Annotated in this window: 17 protein-coding genes; 12 read left to right on the forward strand and 5 right to left on the reverse strand. The window is 74.6% G+C overall.

Annotation, left to right across the window (positions count from 1 at the left end; genetic code table 11):
• Window positions 1–714, forward strand: a 714-nt coding sequence (locus ACIQBJ_RS21305; RefSeq protein ID WP_400712604.1) for a hypothetical protein, incomplete at its 5' end; no start/stop codon positions are given.
• Window positions 715–816: 102 nt separating this feature from the next.
• On the opposite strand, the gene ACIQBJ_RS21310 is transcribed toward ACIQBJ_RS21305, so the two are convergent.
• Window positions 817–1,179: a zinc ribbon domain-containing protein YjdM gene (locus ACIQBJ_RS21310; RefSeq protein WP_400712607.1), complete on the reverse strand. Its 363-nt coding sequence runs from the start codon at window positions 1,177–1,179 to the stop codon at window positions 817–819.
• 281 nt (window positions 1,180–1,460) lie between these two features.
• On the opposite strand from ACIQBJ_RS21310, the gene ACIQBJ_RS21315 reads away from it, so the two are divergent.
• The 4 genes from ACIQBJ_RS21315 to ACIQBJ_RS21330 all read left to right on the forward strand — a co-directional run bounded on the left by ACIQBJ_RS21315 (window position 1,461) and on the right by ACIQBJ_RS21330 (window position 5,920).
• Window positions 1,461–1,838: an ArsR/SmtB family transcription factor gene (locus ACIQBJ_RS21315; RefSeq protein WP_400712610.1), complete on the forward strand. Its 378-nt coding sequence runs from the start codon at window positions 1,461–1,463 to the stop codon at window positions 1,836–1,838.
• Window positions 1,839–1,995: 157 nt separating this feature from the next.
• Window positions 1,996–3,714, forward strand: a complete 1,719-nt coding sequence (locus tag ACIQBJ_RS21320) for a SulP family inorganic anion transporter (RefSeq protein ID WP_400712613.1) — start codon at window positions 1,996–1,998, stop codon at window positions 3,712–3,714.
• Window positions 3,715–3,822: 108 nt separating this feature from the next.
• Window positions 3,823–4,467, forward strand: a complete 645-nt coding sequence (locus ACIQBJ_RS21325; protein WP_400712616.1) for a TOPRIM nucleotidyl transferase/hydrolase domain-containing protein — start codon at window positions 3,823–3,825, stop codon at window positions 4,465–4,467.
• 196 nt (window positions 4,468–4,663) lie between these two features.
• Window positions 4,664–5,920, forward strand: coding sequence for an MFS transporter (locus ACIQBJ_RS21330; RefSeq protein ID WP_400712619.1), 1,257 nt, complete (start codon window positions 4,664–4,666; stop codon window positions 5,918–5,920).
• On the opposite strand, the gene ACIQBJ_RS21335 is transcribed toward ACIQBJ_RS21330, so the two are convergent.
• A complete protein-coding gene (locus ACIQBJ_RS21335; RefSeq protein ID WP_400712622.1) occupies window positions 5,907–6,437 on the reverse strand; it encodes a hypothetical protein in 531 nt (176 codons plus the stop codon). The genes ACIQBJ_RS21330 and ACIQBJ_RS21335 overlap by 14 nt on opposite strands.
• A 117-nt stretch (window positions 6,438–6,554) precedes the next feature.
• On the reverse strand, window positions 6,555–6,875 hold the full coding sequence (locus ACIQBJ_RS21340) for a hypothetical protein (protein ID WP_400712625.1): 321 nt from the start codon (window positions 6,873–6,875) through the stop codon (window positions 6,555–6,557).
• Window positions 6,876–7,034: 159 nt separating this feature from the next.
• Between ACIQBJ_RS21340 and ACIQBJ_RS21345 the strand changes: the two genes are divergently transcribed.
• A complete protein-coding gene (locus tag ACIQBJ_RS21345; RefSeq protein ID WP_400712628.1) occupies window positions 7,035–9,227 on the forward strand; it encodes a germacradienol/geosmin synthase in 2,193 nt (730 codons plus the stop codon).
• A 54-nt stretch (window positions 9,228–9,281) separates the two neighbouring features.
• Here ACIQBJ_RS21345 and ACIQBJ_RS21350 read toward each other — a convergent pair whose 3' ends face one another.
• Together ACIQBJ_RS21350 and ACIQBJ_RS21355 are read right to left on the reverse strand one after the other, a co-directional pair.
• Window positions 9,282–10,229 carry a peptidase gene (locus ACIQBJ_RS21350; RefSeq protein WP_400712631.1) on the reverse strand — a complete coding sequence of 316 codons (948 nt, stop codon included), beginning with the start codon at window positions 10,227–10,229 and terminating at the stop codon, window positions 9,282–9,284.
• A 2-nt stretch (window positions 10,230–10,231) separates the two neighbouring features.
• Window positions 10,232–11,569: a VWA domain-containing protein gene (locus ACIQBJ_RS21355; RefSeq protein WP_400712634.1), complete on the reverse strand. Its 1,338-nt coding sequence runs from the start codon at window positions 11,567–11,569 to the stop codon at window positions 10,232–10,234.
• An 89-nt stretch (window positions 11,570–11,658) separates the two neighbouring features.
• On the opposite strand from ACIQBJ_RS21355, the gene ACIQBJ_RS21360 reads away from it, so the two are divergent.
• The 6 genes from ACIQBJ_RS21360 (at window position 11,659) to ACIQBJ_RS21385 (ending at window position 18,336) form a co-directional block, all read left to right on the forward strand.
• Window positions 11,659–12,537: an ATP-binding cassette domain-containing protein gene (locus tag ACIQBJ_RS21360; RefSeq protein ID WP_400712637.1), complete on the forward strand. Its 879-nt coding sequence runs from the start codon at window positions 11,659–11,661 to the stop codon at window positions 12,535–12,537.
• 146 nt (window positions 12,538–12,683) lie between these two features.
• Window positions 12,684–13,334 (forward strand): ABC transporter, encoded by a 651-nt coding sequence (locus ACIQBJ_RS21365; RefSeq protein ID WP_400712640.1) that lies wholly within the window; start codon window positions 12,684–12,686, stop codon window positions 13,332–13,334.
• Window positions 13,335–13,450: 116 nt separating this feature from the next.
• On the forward strand, window positions 13,451–13,954 hold the full coding sequence (locus tag ACIQBJ_RS21370) for a DUF1269 domain-containing protein (protein ID WP_400712643.1): 504 nt from the start codon (window positions 13,451–13,453) through the stop codon (window positions 13,952–13,954).
• Between the two features lie 20 nt (window positions 13,955–13,974).
• Window positions 13,975–15,324, forward strand: coding sequence for an FtsW/RodA/SpoVE family cell cycle protein (locus tag ACIQBJ_RS21375; RefSeq protein WP_400712645.1), 1,350 nt, complete (start codon window positions 13,975–13,977; stop codon window positions 15,322–15,324).
• A gap of 86 nt (window positions 15,325–15,410) precedes the next feature.
• Complete coding sequence (locus ACIQBJ_RS21380) at window positions 15,411–16,835, forward strand: penicillin-binding transpeptidase domain-containing protein (RefSeq protein ID WP_400713575.1); 1,425 nt, start codon at window positions 15,411–15,413, stop codon at window positions 16,833–16,835.
• Between the two features lie 97 nt (window positions 16,836–16,932).
• On the forward strand, window positions 16,933–18,336 hold the full coding sequence (locus ACIQBJ_RS21385; protein WP_400712648.1) for an APC family permease: 1,404 nt from the start codon (window positions 16,933–16,935) through the stop codon (window positions 18,334–18,336).
• Window positions 18,337–18,372 lie beyond the last annotated feature (36 nt).

Consider the following 18,372-nt stretch of genomic DNA (forward strand, 5'->3'; position numbering starts at 1 on the left):
GCGGACGGGACGGCGCTGGCGGGCGGCGGCACCGGCGGCGGGATCTTCGTGGTGGCGGGCGGCTCCCCGGTCTACGTCAGCGACTTCTCGCACGTGCCGGGCATCGCGCAGCGGGTGACCGTCGACCAGGCCGCGATCGACCGGGCCGGCACCGGCGGCGCCTACAACCACCTGCGGGCCGTCCCGGCGGACGGGACGGCGCTGGCGGGCGGCGGCACCGGCGGCGGGATCTTCGTGGTGGCGGGCGGCTCCCCGGTCTACGTCAGCGACTTCTCGCACGTCCCCGGCATCGCCCCGCGGGTGACCGTCGACCAGAGCGCGATCGACAACGCCGGGAGCGGCGCCTTCTACAACCACCTGCGGGCCGTCCCGGCCGACGGCACCTTCCTCAACGACGGCACCAGCGGCCAGGTCTACCGGGTCGCGGGCGGCGCGCCGATCGCGGTCACCAACTGGAACAACGTGGGCGGCTTCCAGCCCTACACCACCGTCGACGGCACGGCCATCGGCAACGCGGGCAGCGCCACCTTCTACCGCCACCTGCGGCAGACCCCCGCCGACGGCACCGTGCTGCGCGGCTGGGGCACCGGGAACCTGTACGCCGTCACCGGCGGCCACGCCGCCGCGACGGCCACCGGCACCCCGAACACCGACGTCGACCAGGTCGCGATCGACCGGGCCGGCACCGGCGGCGTCTACAACCACCTGAACTGACCGCCCCCGCCCCGCCCCGCCCGGCCCCGGCCCGCCGCAGCACGCGGCGCCGGGGCCCGGGCGCGTGGCGGGGCCGGGCGTGAGGGCCGGGCGGGTGGCGGGTCAGACCTTCTTGACCACGCTCGACTTCAGCTGCATCGCGCCGAAGCCCTCGATCCGGCAGTCGATGTCGTGGCCGTCCACGCCGTCGACCAGGCGGATGTTGCGCACCTTGGTACCGGCCTTGATCCCGGACGGGTTGCCCTTCACCTTCAGCGCCTTGACCACCGTCACGGTGTCGCCGTCGCTCAGCACGTTGCCGACCGCGTCCCGGACCACCCGCTCGCCCGGGGTCCCGGCCCCGGCCGTCCCGTCCGTCCCGGCGGGGGGCCACTCGTGGCCGCACTCCGGGCAGACCATCAGCGCGTCCAGTTCGTAGGTGTACTCGCTGGAACATTTCGGGCAAGGCGGAAGATTCTGGCTCATTTCGCCAGCCTAGCCGACCCGGTCGGACGGCCGACTCCCGTGCCTGGCGGTCGAGCTGACGGTGCGTCAGGCGGGCGGAGGCGGGGATGTCCGGACCGCGGGGCGGCCCGGTGGGACGCGCGTCCCCGCCTCCCGTCACCTCGCGGTTGCCAATATTAGCAACTGCGCAGGTCGTCATGTCGTCCCGGGGGAGCCCGCCCGGCGGCCCCGCCCGTGCGGCGCGCGATTGCTAAGGTCGGGGGTGACGGCAGCGTCCGGAACCGACGGAGAGGGGTGACGCGGTGAGCGCCGACACCCCGCGCGCGACCCCCGTGGTCAGCGCGCCGCTCTACCAGGTCAAGGCCGAGTTCTTCAAAACCCTCGGCCATCCGGTCCGGATCAGGGTGCTGGAGCTGCTCAGCGCGCGCGAGCACGCGGTGGCCGAGCTGCTGCCCGAGACCGGCGTCGAGGCCGCGCACCTGTCCCAGCAGCTCGCCGTGCTGCGCCGGGCCGGCCTGGTGGTCGCCCGCCGCGAGGGCAGCACCGTGCACTACAGCCTGACCAGTCCGCAGGTCGCCGAACTCCTGGCGGTGGCGCGGGAGATCCTCGGCGGCGTGCTCACCGGCCAGGTCGAGCTGCTGGACAGCCTGCGCGCCCCCACCGGCCCGACCCGGGGCTGACCCCGCCCACCCCCTTCCCCTTTTCCTGCGGCCCGCGTCGCGCCACAACTTGCCAAATGTATGAGTTGCCAAATTCGTAAAGTCCATACATGATGCCTGCTGTCCGCCCGGGTGCCGGACACCGGACCGCGGACAGCGCACAGGAACGAGGAGAACCATGGCCGTTCCCGCCGGACCGGACCCGGCCCTCCCGGCCCTCCCGGCCGCCCGGTGGACCCGCTGGACGGCCCTCCTGCCGGACCGGCGGACCCGCGCGGGCCTGCGCCGCGACCCGCGCGCCGACCTGCTGGCCGGGCTGACCGTCGCCGTCGTCGCCCTCCCGCTCGCCCTCGGCTTCGGCATCTCCTCCGGCGCGGGCGCCGCCGCCGGACTGGCCACCGCCGTGGTGGCGGGCGCGCTGGCCGCCCTGTTCGGCGGCTCGGACCTCCAGGTCTCCGGCCCGACCGGGGCGATGACGGTGGTGCTGGTCCCGATCGTCCACCGCTACGGCACCGACGGGGTGCTGACCGTCGGCCTGCTGGCCGGGCTGCTGCTGGTCGGCCTGGCGGTGCTCCGGGCCGGACGCTGGATGGCGTACGTGCCCGTCCCCGTGGTCGAGGGCTTCACCCTCGGCATCGCCGGCGTGATCGCGCTCCAGCAGGTGCCGGGCGCGCTCGGCGTGCCCAAGCCCGACGGCGACAACCCGGCCGCGGTCGCGGTCCGGGCCGCCGTCGCCTTCCTGGGCACCCCGCACTGGGCGGCGCCCGGCCTCGCGCTGGGCGTCGCCGCCACGATGCTGGTCGGCGCCCGGCTGCGGCCCGGCGTCCCGTTCTCGCTGCTCGCGGTGGTCGCGGCCACCCTGCTGACCCGGTTCGCGGACCTGCCGGTGGCGACCATCGGCCACCTGCCCGCGGGGCTCCCCGCCCCGTCGCTGGCCTTCCTCCGCCCCGCCGAACTGCCCGCGCTGCTGCCCTCCGCCCTCGCGGTGGCGGCGCTCGCCGCGCTCGAATCGCTGATGTCCGCGACCGCCGCCGACGCCATGCGGGTCGGCGAACGGCACGACAGCGACCGGGAACTGTTCGGACAGGGCCTGGCCAACCTGGCCGCCCCGCTGTTCGGCGGCGTCGCCGCCACCGGCGCGATCGCCCGGACCGCCGTCAACGTCCGCTCCGGCGCGGTCTCCCGGCTGGCCGCGCTGACCCACGCCGCGGTCCTCGCCGTGATCGTGTTCGCCGCCGCGCCGCTGGTGTCCGGCATCCCGCTCGCCGCGCTGGCCGGCGTGCTGATCGCCACCGCGGTCCGGATGGTCGAGGTCGGCTCGGTGCGCGCACTGGTCCGCAGCGGCCGCGGCGAGGCCGTGGTGCTGCTGCTCACCGCGGTCGCCACGCTGGCCTTCGACCTGGTCACCGCCGTCGTCGTCGGCCTGCTGGTCGCGGGCGTGCTGGCGCTGGCCGAGGTCGCCCGGGCCGCCCGGGTCGAACGGGTGCCGCTGCACGAGGACCTGCCGCCCGCCGACCACCACGACGAGGAACGGGCCCTGCTCGCCGAACACATCGTGGCGTACCGGATCGACGGGCCGCTGCTGTTCGCCGCCGCGCACCGCTTCCTGCTGGAACTGACCGAGTCGGCCCAGGTCCGGGTGGCGATCCTGCGGATGTCCCGGGTCAGCGCGATCGACGCCAGCGGGGCGACCGTGCTCGGCGACGCGATCGGCAGACTGGAACGCCGCGGCACCCTGGTCCTGGTCTCCGGCCTGCGGGCCGAGCACCACCGCCCGCTCGACGCCCTCGGCGTCCTGGACCGCCTGCGCGCCGAGGGCCGGGTGTTCGCCACCACCCCGGAGGCCATCGGCTGCGCCCGCCGCCACCTCCGGCACGACCGCGCCCCGGGCGGCTGAGCCCCGGCCGCCCGCCCGGGCCGTCCATCCCGGCCGTCCGCCCCGGCCGCCCGGCCGCCCGCGGAAAAGGCCGTGCCCGGGGCGGCGGGGGAGGGGCAGAATCGGTGCGTGGCGGAGATGCGCGCGTTCCTGGCGGCGGTGGCCGACCGGGCGGCCGACCCGGACGGCGGGGCGGACCCGGCCGGTGCGGCCCGGCGGGCCCGGGTGCGGACGGCGGTGCTGCTGGAGGGCCTGAGCGACCTCGCCGCCGTCGAGGCGCTGGCCGCCGCGCGGGGCCGCGACCTGGCGGCCGAAGGGGTGGCCGCCGTCCCGATGGGCGGGGCGATGAACGTGGGCCGGTACGCCGCCCTGCTCGGCCCGACCGGGCTGGGGCTGCGGCTGGCCGGGCTCTGCGACCGGAACGAACGCGGCTGGTACGAGCGGGGGTTCGCCCGGGCCGGGGCACCCGGGGACGGCATCTTCGGCTGCGCGGCCGACCTGGAGGACGAACTGGTCCGGGCCCTCGGCCCCGCCCGGATCGAGGAGGTGTTCCGCGCCGAGGGCGACCTCCCCGCCTGGCGCACCTTCGAGCGCCAGCCCGCCCAGCGGGACCGGACCCCGGAGCAGCGGCTGCGCCGCTTCCTCGGCACCCGGAAGGGCCGCAAGATCCGCTACGGCCGACTGCTCGTCGAGGCCCTCGACCCGGCCGCCGTCCCCGCCCCGCTGGACGGCCTGTTCCGGTACCTCGGGCCCGGCCCGGCGGCGCACTGCTAGAATCCCCACAGGTTCCCCGCTGCGGGAACCTTCTTCGTTTCCGGGGCAGTTCGCCCGCACCTGCTGCCCCGCCCCCTTCCGCACGCGCACCCGTACCGGCCCCCGGTACGGGTGCTCGGCATGCCCGCGCACCGCCGATGCGACCCGCGGGCACGCACCGCCGACGCGACCCGACCGAGAGGACCCCCGACCGCCCATGACGACCGCTCGACTCCCCTCCCCGCTGCGGATCGCGGCCTTCCGCCGCTTCTGGCTCTCCCGGGCGGTGTCCGGCCTCGGCTCCGCCGTCACCACCGTCGCGCTGCCCGTGCTGGTCTACCGGGAGAGCGGCTCCCCACTGCTGGTCTCCCTGGTCGCGGCGGCCGGCACCCTGCCCTACCTGGTGTTCGGCCTGCCGGCCGGCGCGGTCGCGGACCGGGTGGACCGGCGGACCCTGATGGTCGCGGCGGACGCGCTGAGCGCCCTCGCGCTGGCCTCCGTCCCGGCGGCCCGGGCGCTCGGCGTGCTGACGGCCGCCCAGGTGGTGGCCGTCGCCTTCCTGGCGTCGACCCTGGCGCTGTTCTTCGACGCGGGCGGGTACGGCCTGGTCCCGGACCTGGTCGGGACGGAACGACTGGCCCGGGCCAACAGCTCGCTGTACGGCGCGGAGACCGTGGCGCGGATCGCCGGCAGCGCCGTCGCGGGCGGCCTGATCGTGCTGGCCGACCCGGCGGGGGCGCTCGCCCTGGACGCACTGAGCTTCGCCGGGTCCGCGCTGCTGCTGCGCGCACTCGGCTCGGCGGGCGGGCGGCCCCGGCCGTCCGGGCCGCGCCCCGGCTTGGCCGCGTCGGTCCGCGAGGGCCTGCGCTTCCTGGCCGGGCACCGGACGCTGCGCACCATGACGGCGGTCGGCACCCTGCAGTCGTTCTCCGGCGGCGCGGTGGTCGGGCAGCTGGTGGTGCTCGCCGACCGGGGTCTGGGCCTGCACGGCCCGGACGGGCGGATCGGCCTGCTGTACCTGGCCTGGAGCGGCGGCGGCATCGGCGGCTCGCTGCTGCTGCCCCGGCTGCGCCGCCGCTACGGGGCGTTCGAACTGCTGCTGGGCGTGCTGCCGACCGGGGCGCTGCTGGGCACCGCGGTGGTGCTCGCCACCGACTGGCGGATCTGCGTCCCGGCGCTGGCCGCCTGGGGCACCGCCTACCTGGTGGTGCTGGTCAACACTATGACCTACGCGCAGGAGGTCACCCCGCCGGAGCTGCAGGGCCGGGTCAACACCACCCGCCGGACGCTCTCCTCCGGCCTGGGCGTCCCGCTCGGCGCGCTGGTCGCGGGCACCGTCACCGCCACCGCCGGCCTGCGCCCCGGCCTGGCCACCGCCGTGGCCGCGCTGCTGCTGGCCACCGCCCTGGTCTGGACCGTGCACCTGCGGGACCCCCGGGAACCGCGCCGCCGGGCCGCCGTCAGGACCGGCTGACGACCACCCGGACGACCGTGCGGGAGCCCTCGGGGGTGAGCACCGCGGTGCCGGCGGGGGAGAAGTCGAGGACCCGGTGCGGCAGTTCGGCGGGGAAGGTCCAGTCGACGCCGTCCCGGCGGCGCAGCTCCCGGGTGTCCCGCAGGGCGGTCTCCGGGTGGGCGGCGGAGGGGGAGGCGTGCAGGGCGGCGACGAAGGACTCGGCGTCGGCGGCCGGGAGGGCGAAGCGCAGGAAGAACACGTCCGGGCCCGCGGCCGAGTCGTCGTCGCTGTAGTAGCGCACCCCCTCGGCGCCCTTGGGCAGGGTCAGGCCGTAGTACCGCAGCAGGGTGGGCAGGTTGCGCGGGCCGCCCAGGTTGGAGCAGTCGTACTGCCGGTACGCGCGGGCGTCGTGCGGCTTCACCGGCCAGCAGGCGCCCCAGGCCCGCCGGGCCCCGAACAGGCCCCCGCCGAGGGCCAGCAGGGCCACCAGCGCCCAGACCAGCGGCCTGCGCCTCCAGCTGCGGACAGCCGTCACTTCCCACCCCCGGACGATTCCCCGCCCGGTGGACGCCCGCGGACGACGACCCCGAACACCCGTTCCCGGGCGGCGGTTCATCGGATCATAGACCGGCCCCGCGCCCTCACCGGCCGGTCAGTCGTCCTCGAACGGCTCCTCGCTGAACCGGAACCAGGCCCGGGGCGGTTCGACGTGGAGCAGGAACTCGGCGACCGGGCCGTCGGGGGAGTGCAGGGTGCAGGCGGAGTCGATCGCGTCGTAGGCGCGGTCGAAGCCCGCCCAGTCCTCCGCGTCGGCCAGCCGGCGGGTCTCGGCGAACAGCGGGGCGACCGCCGGGAAGGCCGGACCCGGGGTGAACTCGCCCTCCAGCCAGGGGAAGTCGGCATCGGTGATCCGGATCGAGCCGGCGGGCTCGGTGCCGTGGAACAGCTGCCAGGTCTCATCGGTGAAAGCCAAGGGAACTCCTCGGGGGCGCACCGGACGTTCACTCGTACGAGTGGACTTCGGCATCCGAACGGATCAACAGGGTACGGGTGACGGCGGGCCCACGGGCTCGTTAGGCCGTGCGCCGACAGCTGTCGACGACTCATGACGATTCCTCAGGGGCGGGACCAAGTGGCTCAGCCGTTCGAACTGCCGGACTTCTACGTGCCGTACCCGGCGCGGTTCAACCCGCACTACGAGGAGGCCCGGGTCCACACCAAGGACTGGGCCCGCGCCTTCGGGATGCTGGAGGGGTCGGGCATCTGGGAGGAGCACGACCTCGACTCGCACGACTACGCGCTGCTCTGCTCCTACACCCACCCCGACTGCGACAGCGAGGCGCTGAACCTCGTCACCGACTGGTACACCTGGGTCTTCTTCTTCGACGACCACTTCCTGGAGATCTTCAAGCGCACGCTGGACCGCGAGGGCGGCAAGGCGTACCTGGACCGGCTGCCCGCCTTCATGCCGATGGACCCGGGCGCCGCGTACCCGGAGGCCACCAACCCCGTCGAGGCCGGCCTGGCCGACCTGTGGCAGCGCACCGTCCCGCACATGTCCGCCGACTGGCGGGCCCGGTTCGCCGAGTCCACCCGCAATCTGCTGAACGAGTCCCTCTGGGAGCTCTCCAACATCAACGCGGGCCGGATCTCCAACCCCGTCGAGTACATCGAGATGCGCCGCAAGGTCGGCGGCGCCCCCTGGTCGGCCGGCCTGATCGAGTACGCGGCGCAGGCCGAGGTGCCCGAGGCGGTGGCGCACTCCCGCCCGCTGCGGGTGCTGCGGGACGCCTTCTCGGACGGCGTGCACCTGCGCAACGACCTGTTCTCCTACGAGCGGGAGATCGGCGACGAGGGCGAACTCTCCAACGGCGTCCTGGTCCTGGAGACCTTCCTCGGCTGCACCACCCAGCAGGCCGCCGACGCCGTCAACGACCTGCTGACCTCCCGCCTCCAGCAGTTCGAGAACACCGCGCTCACCGAACTCGCCCCGCTGTGCGCCGAACACGCCCTGGACGCCGAGCAGATCGCCCGGGTCGGCGCCTACGTCAAGGGCATGCAGGACTGGCAGTCCGGCGGCCACGAGTGGCACATGCGCTCCAGCCGGTACATGAACGGCGGCGGTGCCGCAGCCCCCGTGCACGGCCCCCGCGGCCTGGGCACCTCCGCCGCCAACATCCGCCTCGCCGCGGGCATCCGCGGCCTGCGCAGCTTCGGCCACACCCCGCACCGCAAGGTCGGCCCCTCGGTGCTGCCCGAGTTCCCGATGCCCTACCCGCTCACCCTCAACCCGCACCTCGGCACCGCCCGCGAGTACGTGGTCGGCTGGGCCCGCGAGCACGGCCTGCTCGACCCCGAGCCCGGCGTCCCCGCCTCCGACATCTGGAGCGAACGCAAGCTCCGCGACTACGACTTCGCGCTCTGCGCGGCCGGTATCGACCCCGACTCCACCCCCGCCGAACTCGACCTCTCGTCCGCCTGGCTGACCTGGGGCACCTACGCCGACGACTACTACCCCGTGGTCTTCGGCCGCCCGCGCGACCTGGCCGGTGCCCGGGCCGCCAACGAGCGCCTGCACGCGCTGATGACGATCGACGGCACCCTCCCCTTCGCCCCGCGCAACGCCCTGGAGACCGGCCTCGCCGACCTCTGGCGGCGCACCATCGCCCCGTTCTCCACCGCCGACCGGGAGAAGTTCCGCAAGGGCGTCGGCGACATGCTCGACAGTTGGCTGTGGGAGCTCGCCAACCAGGCGCAGAACCGCATCCCCGACCCCGTCGACTACATCGAGATGCGCCGCGCCACCTTCGGCTCCGACCTGACGATGGGCCTGGCCCGGCTCGCCCAGGGCTCGGTGATCCCCGAGGCCGTCTACGCCAGCGGCACCGTGCGCGCCGTCGAGAACTCGGCGGCGGACTACGGCTGCCTGGTCAACGACCTGCACTCGTACCAGAAGGAGATCGAGTACGAGGGCGAGTTCCACAACCTGGTCCGGGTGGTGGAGAACTTCTTCTCCTGCGACCACACCGTGGCCGCCGCCATCGTCGCCGACCTGATGGCTTCCCGGCTGAGCCAGTTCCAGCACGTCGTCGACGGCGAACTCCCGCTGGTCAAGGAGGACTTCGCCCTCGACGCGGAGGCCGGGGCAGCCCTGGACGGCTACGTCCGCGGGCTGCAGGACTGGATGGCCGCGGTGCTCAACTGGCACCGCGAGTGCCACCGCTACGGCGAGGACGTGCTGCGCCGGCACTTCGCCCCGAAGACCGCCGTCACGCCGGAGCTGGGCACCTCGGCGATGCGCATCCTGCAGTCCATCGGGCGCTAGCCGACGCGGAGGGGGAGGGGCCGCGAACGGCCCCTCCCCCCGACCGCCGTGCGGCTACTGCCAGTTGTTCGGCTGCTGCTGCTGCGGGTGGTGGTGCTGGTGCTGCCCCTGGTGCGGCACCGGGCCGGCCGCCGGACGCGGCTGGTGGCGGTGCCCCCGCGGGTGCCGGGTCAGGGTGTAGCCGAGCACACCGGCCAGCGCGGCCAGCACGCCGCCGGCGACCGTCCACCACCAGCGGGTGTTCCAGCCGGAGAACAGGTCCGAGTACCAGTGGGTCTCCTCCGCGACGGGCGCCGCCGCGTGCGCGGCGCTCGCGCTCGGAGCCGGCGTCGCGGCCGCCCCCGCACCCGGCGCCGCCGTCGCGCCGGCGTTCACCGGCGGCACCAGCGGGGCCTTCAGCTCGCCGCCCTCGGGCTGCGCGTCGTCCACGCCGCCCTTGGTCGCCACGTGCACGTGGACGGTCGAGGCCAGGCCGAGGTCGTTCTGCGGGATGTCCGTGGTGGACAGCTTCACGTAGTACGTGCCGGGCAGCGGGTCGCCCGACCAGGGCTCGGCCCAGGACCGGATCTGCCGCAGCGTGCAGCTCAGGTCCAGCGCGCCCGCCCCCTGCTCGGCGGTGCCGGTCTGCGGCCCCGCCGTGCAGGACTGGCGGCGGCGCAGCCCGTCGAACAGCTCGACCGACCAGGTCTGCGGGCCGTGCCGGTCCGCGGCCGCCGGCAGCGTGACCTTGACCTGCACGGTCGCGGTCTGGCCCGCCGAGGCCGGGAACGCCCAGTACAGGTAGTCACCGGTGGAGACCGGGACGTCCGCGTCCTGGCCGGCCGCCAGCGTGGTGGCGGTCAGGAAGCTGGTGCCGACCGAGTTGACCACCGGCTTCGCGGTGCCGCTCGCGGACGGCGAGGCCGAGGCCGCCGGGGACGCGGCCGAGGCCGTGCCGGGCGCCAGCAGGAACAGCCCGGCCAGGGCGGCGGCGGAACCCGCCGCGGTGAGGAGCTTGCGCATCGTCAGTTCTCCCGCCAGACGGCGATCCGCCAGCGTGCCAGCCAGCCGAAGATCAGACCGGCGAGCAGGCCCGCCAGGGTGAGGACACCGAGCAGGATCCAGCCGCGGCCGAGACCCATCGCCGGACCGTCGGGCGCCGGGGAGGCCGCCGTCACGTCGACCGTCAGCTCCAGCGGCAGACCGGAGTCGGCCTGCACGTTCGTGCTGGAGGAGAAGGAGTTGCTGACGACCAGGCAGACCGTCCGCCCCGCCGCGCCCTTGGACCCGGCCGTCGGCGACGGCGAGACCTCGTCGTCCGCCGAACCCGGCGCCGACCAGCGGACACCGGTGGACGCCACGTCGGTGCGGCCCGAGCCCGCGTCGTTGCCGCGCACCAGCTCCTGGCCGGTGCTGTCGGTGGCCTGCAGCAGCACCCCGTAGTCCCGGGCCACCGCCCGGTCCGGGGTCACGCTCACCGAGGCCCGCAGCTCCTGGCCCGGCTTCACCGGCACCCGGTACACCCGGTGCTCGGAGAACTTCTCCCGGTCGGTGTACACGCCCGGCGTCAGCACCGGCGCGTCCGCGCACTTCTCCGTGCCGGCCACCTTCGCCGGGGTCACCGCGTGGGTGTCCTGGGCCCGGTTCACCAACTGCTTGACCCGCTGGGTCATCTGGTCCTGGGTGCGGACGTCGGTGAAGGTGCCGCCGGTCGCGTTGGCGATGCACAGCAGCTGCTGGCGGGTCTTGTCGTCGTGCGCCAGGCCCAGCGTGTCGATCACCAGGTGGATGCCCTGGGCGGCCAACTCGCGGGCCACGTCGCACGGGTCCGGCGGGGCGCAGGTGTCCTCGCCGTCGGTGATCAGCACGATCCGGCGGGTGGTCGGGCCGGTGCCCAGGTCCTGCGCGGCCGCCCGCAGCGCCACCCCGATCGGGGTCCAGCCGGTCGAACGGACCGTCGCCACGGCCGTCTTGGCCTGCGTCTTGTCCGTCTTCCCGACCGGGTAGAGCTGCTGGGTGTCCTTGCAGCCCTCCTTCTGGTCGTTGCCCGGGTAGGTCGCGCCGAGCGTCCGGATGCCGAACTCGGTCTCGGCCGGCAGCGCGTCGATGACCTCGTTGATCGACTGCTGGGCCACCGCCATCCGGCTCTTGCCCTGGATGTCGGTGGTCCGCATCGACCCGGACCCGTCCAGGACCAGGTCGACCTTGGGCGCTTCGGTGGCGGCGGCGGGCGGGGCCCCTGGCTCGTCGGCGTGTGCGGGGAGTCCGCCCAGCACGGTGGCCGCGACTATCGTCAGCGCACCGAGCAGCGCGGCCCCGCGGGCCGTCCGTCGTGGTGTCGTCGTGGTGATCACCCGCCGCATCCTAAGGACCGCCGGTGGCGATCACCCAATGCGGGTCCGCCCCGCCGCCTAGGCTGAGGGCCGGTCACGGCGGAGACGGGGGACAGTCCATGACGGTGCGTCTGACGGGGGTCGGCAAGCGGTACGGACGCGGCGGCCCGTGGGTCCTGCGCGAGGTCGAACTCGCCCTGGAACCCGGGGAGATCGTCCGGATCGAGGGCGCCAACGGCAGCGGCAAGTCCACCCTGCTCAAACTCCTCGGCGGCCTCGAACGCCCCAGCGCCGGCACCCTCGCCGCCCCCGCCCGCCGCGCCTACGTCCCCGAACGCTTCCCGCCCGCCCTGCCGTTCGACGCCCGCGACTACCTGCGCCAGCACGGACGCCTGCGCGGCCTCTCCACCGCGGAGGCGCTCCGCCGCGCCGACCACTGGCTCGAACGCTTCGGCATCACCTCCTACGCGACCACCCCCGTCGGACGCCTCTCCAAGGGCACCTGCCAGAAGGTCGCCGTCGCCCAGGCCCTGCTCGCCGAGGCCGAACTCCTCCTGCTCGACGAAGCCTGGACCGGACTCGACCGCGCCGCCCGCACCGAACTCGACCTCGCGGTCGCCGAACGCGCCGCCGCCGGCGGCCTGGTCGTCCACGTCGACCACGACCCCACCCGGCTGGCCGGCCTGCTCACCGCCGTCCGCACCGTCGAGGGCGGCACCCTGCACACCGCCCACCTCCCCGCCCCCGACCCGGACGGCCCCCGCACCACCCTCGTCCTCTCCGCCCCCACCCTCCCGCCCTGGCTCCCCCCGCACACCCGCCACCCCGACGGCACCGCCGAGTTCGACGTCCCCACCGCCCAGTCCGACACCGTCCTGCGCCGCCTCCTCGCCGCCACACCCCCGGTGCACATCCACGCCGTGCGCCCCGGGCCCGCGGGGCTTCGCGGGAGCGGAGCTCCAGGGGCCCGGGGAACGGCGGTGCCGAGGGGCGGGTGACCGACAGGCCGCTGTGCGCCACCCCGTTCCGGGCCGAAGGTCCTCGGCGAAAGCCCCGTGGCGCCCCACTGTGCCCCGGCCCACCGCCCCTCGGCCCCGCCGTTCCCCGGGCCCCTGAACACCTCGTCTGCCGAAAGGGAGTCCCCGTGACACTGCGCGTGCTGACCCGCTATCACCTGGAGCTGCTGGTGCGCTCGCAGAAGTGGCTGGCCCCCGGGCTGGCGTACGTGGTGGTGATGGGGCTGGGCCTGTCCGGCGGGGACGAGGCGCTGTCGGCGGCGGCGTTCTCGGCGGGGCTGCTGGTCCCGGTGACGGTGTGGCTGACCCGGGGCGCGGTGACGGCGGAGCCGCCGCAGTCGCGGGCGTGCCTGGTGGCGGCGGCCGGCTGGCGGCGGGTGCAGCTCTCGGCGCTGTTCGCGGGCGCGCTGGCGGGCCTCGTCCTGGGCGGGCTGGGCCTGCTCGCGGTGCTGCTGGTGGGCAGCGGCGGTTCGCCGGCGGCCGCGTTCGCGGGGGCGGCGGCCACGGTGGTGTGCGTGCTCTCGGGGGCGGGCGTCGGCGCGGTGTGCAACCGGCCGGTGGTGACGGGGGCCCAGTACGCGGTGCCGCTGGGGCTGGCCGGGGTGGTGGCGGTGCTGCTGGTGCCGGGCTCGCCGGCCAACGCGGTGGTGCGGGCCCTGGTGCTGGGGTCGCGGCGGCACGCGGCGGGGGTGCCGTGGTGGACGCTGCCGGCGGCGGCGCTGTTCGCGGCGGCGGGCTGGTGGGTGGCCGTGCTGGCGGCCGAGCGCCGGGGCGAGTGAGCGGGGCGAGCGGACGGCGGGAAACGGACACACCGGTCGGGATGGGGATGAATGTGTCGAATCCTGGCTAGGGTGCTGGGGGACGTGCCCGTCCCCGTCGGAAGGAAGCCCCCGCTGTGAGCAACCTGTTCGCGATCGCCTACCCGGACGTCTCCACCGCGCAGAAGGTGCGGGACGAACTGGTCGGCCTGCAGAAGCAGAAGCTGATCGACCTGGAGGACGTCGTCGTCGTGGAGCGCCGCGAGGACGGGAAGATCAAGCTGCACCAGGCGGTGTCCAACGCCGGTGTCGGCGCGGCCTCCGGCGCGCTCTGGGGCGGGGTGATCGGCCTGCTGTTCTTCATGCCGTTCCTCGGCGCGGCGATCGGCGGCGCGACCGGCGCGGCGGTCGGCGCGTCCACCGACACCGGGGTGGACGACAACTTCATGCGGCAGGTCGGGCAGAAGATGGCCCCGGGCAGCGCCGCGGTGTTCGCGCTGGTCCGCTCCGCGACCCAGGACAAGGTGATCCCGGCGGTCGCCCAGTTCGGCGGCGAGCTGATCCAGACCTCGCTGAGCCACGAGGAGGAGGAGCACCTGCGCGAGATCGCCAAGGCGGCGAACCCGGCGTCGACGCTCTGACCGGCACGCGCTGACCGCTGGTGGCGACTGACTCCCCGACCCGGGCGGCCCGGGTGACCGGCCCGCCGCGGGCCCGGACCGGCCGGTGGACCGAACTGGCGCTGGTGCTGGCCGCGGTGGGCCTGGCGGTGTTCGGGTACGTCGAGGTCGGCGTCAACATCGACGGCCAGGCCCCGCCGGACGCCGCCCAGTACGGCGGGGCGCTCGGCGTGCTCGCGCTGGTCGCGCACGGGGTGGTGCGCTGGCGGGCCAGGTGGGCGGACCCGCTGCTGCTGCCGATCGGGGTGCTGCTGAACGGCATCGGACTGGTCGTCATCTACCGGCTGGACCGCAACCCGGGCGGCGCGGCCGCCCCCACCCAACTGCTCTGGTCCACCCTCGGGGTGGGCCTGTTCATCGGCGTGGTGGTGCTGCTGCGCGACCACCGCCGCCTCCAGCGCTACGCCTACGTCGGCGCGTTCGTGGCCCTCGTCCTGCTGGTGCTGCCGGTGTTCTTCCCGCCGGTGTACGGCTCGCGGATCTGGATCAAGCTGGGCCCGCTGTCCTTCCAGCCCGGCGAGTTCGCCAAGATCCTGCTGGCCGTGTTCTTCGCCGCCTACCTGGCCGCGCACCGGGACGCGCTCGCGCTGACCGGCCGTCAGGTGCTGTGGTTCCGGCTGCCGCTGGGCCGGGTGCTCGGGCCGGTGCTGCTGATCTGGGCGGCCTTCGTCGGGGTGCTGGTCCTGGAGACCGACCTCGGCACCTCGCTGCTGTTCTTCGGCCTGTTCGTGGTGATGCTGTACGTGGCCACCGCGCGGACCGGATGGATCGTCATCGGCCTGCTCCTGTCCGCCGTCGCCGCGGTCGGGGTCGGCTGGCTCTCCCCGCACGTGCACAGCCGGGTCACCGAGTGGCTGCACCCGATGGCCTCGATCGAGGCGGGCCGGGGCGCCAACCAGATCGCCCAGTCGCTGTTCTCCTTCGCCTGGGGCGGCGAACTCGGCACCGGCCTCGGCCTCGGCCACTCCGCGCTGATCGGCTTCGCCACCAAGTCCGACTTCATCCTGGCCACCGTCGGCGAGGAACTCGGCCTGACCGGCCTGCTCGCGGTGTTCCTGCTGTACGCCCTGCTGGTCTCCCGCGGCTTCCGCACCGGCCTCGCGCTGCGCGACCCGTTCGGGCGGCTGCTCGCCGTCGGCCTGGCCGCGCTGGTCGCGATCCAGGTGTTCGTGGTGGCCGGCGGCGTCCTCGACCTGATCCCGCTGACCGGCATGACGCTGCCGTTCATCGCGCAGGGCGGCTCGTCCGTGGTCACCAACTGGGTGATCGTGGCGCTGCTGGTGCGGATGAGCGACCTGGCCCGGCGGCCCGCCCCCGAGGAGCACCCGTGAGGCCCACCCGCCCCGAGGGCACCAACGGCGGTCCGCAGGGACTGCCCGGCATCTCCACCACCGGCCGCCGGGCCGGCACCTTCTGCATGCTGCTGGTGGTCGCTCTCGCCGTGCAGGCCACCCGGGTGCAGGTCTTCCAGAAGCACGAACTCGACCACAACAGCGCCAACCAGCGCGCCCTGATCCAGCGCTACGCCCAGCCCCGGGGCAACCTGCTGGTCGCCGGGCAGCCCGTCACCGGCTCCAAGCCCACCGGCGGCCGGCTCGCGTACGAGCGCACCTACACGGACGGCGCGCTGTACGCAGCCGTCACCGGCTACTCCTCGCAGACCTACGGCAACACCCAGCTCGAAGGCGTCCACGACGACCTGCTCTCCGGCACCGACCCCGCGCTGGCCGGCTGGGCGGTCTGGGACGCCGTCACCCGCAAGCAGCGGCCCGGCGGCGACGTGGTGACCACCATCGACCCGGCCGCCCAGCGCGCCGCCGTGCAGGGCCTCGGCAACCAGAAGGGCGCCGTCGCCGCGATCGAACCCGCCACCGGCCGGATCCTCGCCCTCGCCTCCACCCCCGGCTACGACCCCGGCACCTTCGCCGGCACCTCCGCCGCCGACCAGGCCGCCTGGCGGAAGCTCCAGGACGACCCCGACCAGCCGATGCTCAACCGGGCGCTGCGGCAGATCTACCCGCCCGGCTCCACCTTCAAGGTCGTCACCGCCGCCGCCGCGCTGGCCAACGGCGTGGTCGCCGACATCGACGCCCCCACCGACGCCCCGTTCCCGTACGTGATGCCCGGCACCACCATCCCGCTGAACAACGACACCACCGCCTGCGACCGGGCCGGGCTCTCGCTCGACGAGGCGATGACGCTCTCCTGCAACAGCGTCCTCGGCTACCTCGGCGTGCAGACCGGACTCGACCCGATGGTGGCGATGGCGAAGAACTTCGGCTTCGACGACGCCAAGCTCGACATCCCGGTCCGGGCCGCCCGCTCCAACTTCGACACCGCGATGAACAAGTCCCAGCTGGCCCTCTCCTCGATCGGCCAGTACAACACCGCCGCCACCCCGCTGGTGATGGCGATGGTCGCCGCCGGGGCCGCCGCCGACGGCCAGGTGATGTACCCGCAGCTGGTCGACCGGCTCACCGAGGCCGACGGCAGCCAGGTCGAGCTGATGCGCCCCACCCTCTACCGGCAGGCGTTCGGTGGCGGCGTCGCCAACCAGCTGCGCCGGCTGATGGTCGACGTGGTCGAGAACGGCACCGGCCGCAACGCCCGCATCCCCGGCGTCGAGGTCGGCGGCAAGACCGGCACCGCGGAGCACGGCGTCGACAACTCCGGCACCCCCTACGCCTGGTTCATCGCCTGGGCCCGCCCGGCCGGCTCCACCGCCACCCCGCCGGTCGCCGTCGCCGTGGTCGTCGCCGACAGCCAGGCGTCCGAGGTCACCGGCGGCGGACTCGCCGCCCCCGTCGCCAAGTCCGTCATGCAGGCCGTGCTCGGCCGCTGAGCCCCGCAACCGCCGAGCCGCACACCCGCCGAGCCCCCCGCCCGCCGAGCCGCACACCCGCCGAGCCCCGTCCCCCCCCCAGGAGAACAGGACCCCGATGAGCACCACCCGCCTGCTCCGGCGCAAGCCCGTCGACACCCTGATCGCCGAGGCGGGCGGCACCGGCGCCGACCACCTGCGCCGCTCCATCGGCCTCTGGCAGCTCTCCGCGATCGGCATCGGCGCCACCGTCGGCACCGGCATCTTCTTCGTCCTCACCACCTCCGTCCCCGAGGCCGGCCCCGCCGTCGTGCTCTCCTTCGTGATCGCCGCCGTCACCGCCGGCCTCACCGCCCTCTGCTACGCCGAACTCGCCTCCGCCATCCCGGTCTCCGGCTCCTCCTACTCGTACGCCTACGCCACCATGGGCGAGGGCGTCGCCTTCGGCGTCGGCGTCTGCCTGCTGATGGAGTACGGCGTCTCCGCCTCCGCGATCGCCGTCACCTGGGGCCAGTACCTCGACCGGTTCGCCGACCTCGCGTTCGGCGTCCGGCTGCCCGCCGCGCTCACCGCCCCGCCCGGCGACGGCGGCGTGGTCAACCTGCCCGCCGTGATCCTGGTGCTGCTGGTCACCGTCCTGCTGATCCGCGGCATCGGCGAGTCCGCCAAGGTCAACGCCGTCATGGTGGCGATCAAGCTGACCATCCTGGTGCTGTTCGTCGCGATCGGCCTGACCGGCTTCAGCGCCGGCAACTTCACGCCCTTCGCCCCCAACGGCTGGGACGGCGTCCAGACCGCCGCCTCCACCATCTTCTTCTCCTTCATCGGCCTGGACGCCGTCTCCACCGCCGGCGAGGAGGTCCGCGACCCGCGCCGCACCCTCCCGCGCGCCATCCTGATCTCGCTCACCGTCGTCACCCTGCTCTACGTCGCCGTCGCGGTCACCGCCGTCGGCGCCCAGCCCTGGGACCGGTTCGACGGCCAGGAGGCCGGCCTCGCCCAGATCCTGGAGGACGTCACCGGCCAGAGCTGGCCCGCGCTGGTCTTCGCCGCCGGCGCGATCGTCTCGATCTTCTCGATCACCCTGGTGGTGATCTACGGCCAGACCCGCATCCTGTACGCGATGGGCCGCGACGGCCTCCTCCCGTCCTTCTTCACCGAGGTCTCGCCGCGCACCGGCACCCCGGTCCGGAACACCCTCGCGGTCGGCACCGCCGTCGCCCTGCTCTCCGCGGTCTTCCCGCTCCGGCTGCTCGCCGACATGACCTCGATGGGCACCCTGGTGGCGTTCTCCGCCGTGTCCGTCGGCATCGTGGTGCTCCGCCGCACCCGCCCCGACCTGCCGCGCGGCTTCAAGGTCCCGCTCTACCCCGTCACCCCGCTGCTCAGCGCCGCGTTCTGCGTCTACCTGATCACCAGGCTGCACCGCGACACCTTCCTCGCCTTCGCCGTCGCGCTGGCCCTCGCCGCCGTCCTCTACTTCGGCTACAGCGCCCGGCACTCGAAGCTGGAGCGCCGCTGACCGTCGTTAAGGTGGCCGGGAACACCGCTCGAACAC

It is taken from the genome of Kitasatospora sp. NPDC088391 (genome assembly GCF_044753345.1).
Taxonomy (GTDB): domain Bacteria; phylum Actinomycetota; class Actinomycetes; order Streptomycetales; family Streptomycetaceae; genus Kitasatospora.

Excerpts from the sequence above, each read along its gene's own strand:
- ACIQBJ_RS21310 (WP_400712607.1), bottom strand. The coding sequence starts at position 1,179 with ATGAGCCAGAATCTTCCGCCTTGCCCGAAATGTTCCAGCGAGTACACC.
- ACIQBJ_RS21320 (WP_400712613.1), top strand. The coding sequence starts at position 1,996 with ATGGCCGTTCCCGCCGGACCGGACCCGGCCCTCCCGGCCCTCCCGGCC.
- ACIQBJ_RS21330 (WP_400712619.1), top strand. The coding sequence starts at position 4,664 with ATGACGACCGCTCGACTCCCCTCCCCGCTGCGGATCGCGGCCTTCCGC.
- ACIQBJ_RS21350 (WP_400712631.1), bottom strand. The coding sequence starts at position 10,229 with ATGCGCAAGCTCCTCACCGCGGCGGGTTCCGCCGCCGCCCTGGCCGGG.
- ACIQBJ_RS21355 (WP_400712634.1), bottom strand. The coding sequence starts at position 11,569 with ATGCGGCGGGTGATCACCACGACGACACCACGACGGACGGCCCGCGGG.
- ACIQBJ_RS21360 (WP_400712637.1), top strand. The coding sequence starts at position 11,659 with ATGACGGTGCGTCTGACGGGGGTCGGCAAGCGGTACGGACGCGGCGGC.
- ACIQBJ_RS21380 (WP_400713575.1), top strand. The coding sequence starts at position 15,411 with ATGCTGCTGGTGGTCGCTCTCGCCGTGCAGGCCACCCGGGTGCAGGTC.
- ACIQBJ_RS21385 (WP_400712648.1), top strand. The coding sequence starts at position 16,933 with ATGAGCACCACCCGCCTGCTCCGGCGCAAGCCCGTCGACACCCTGATC.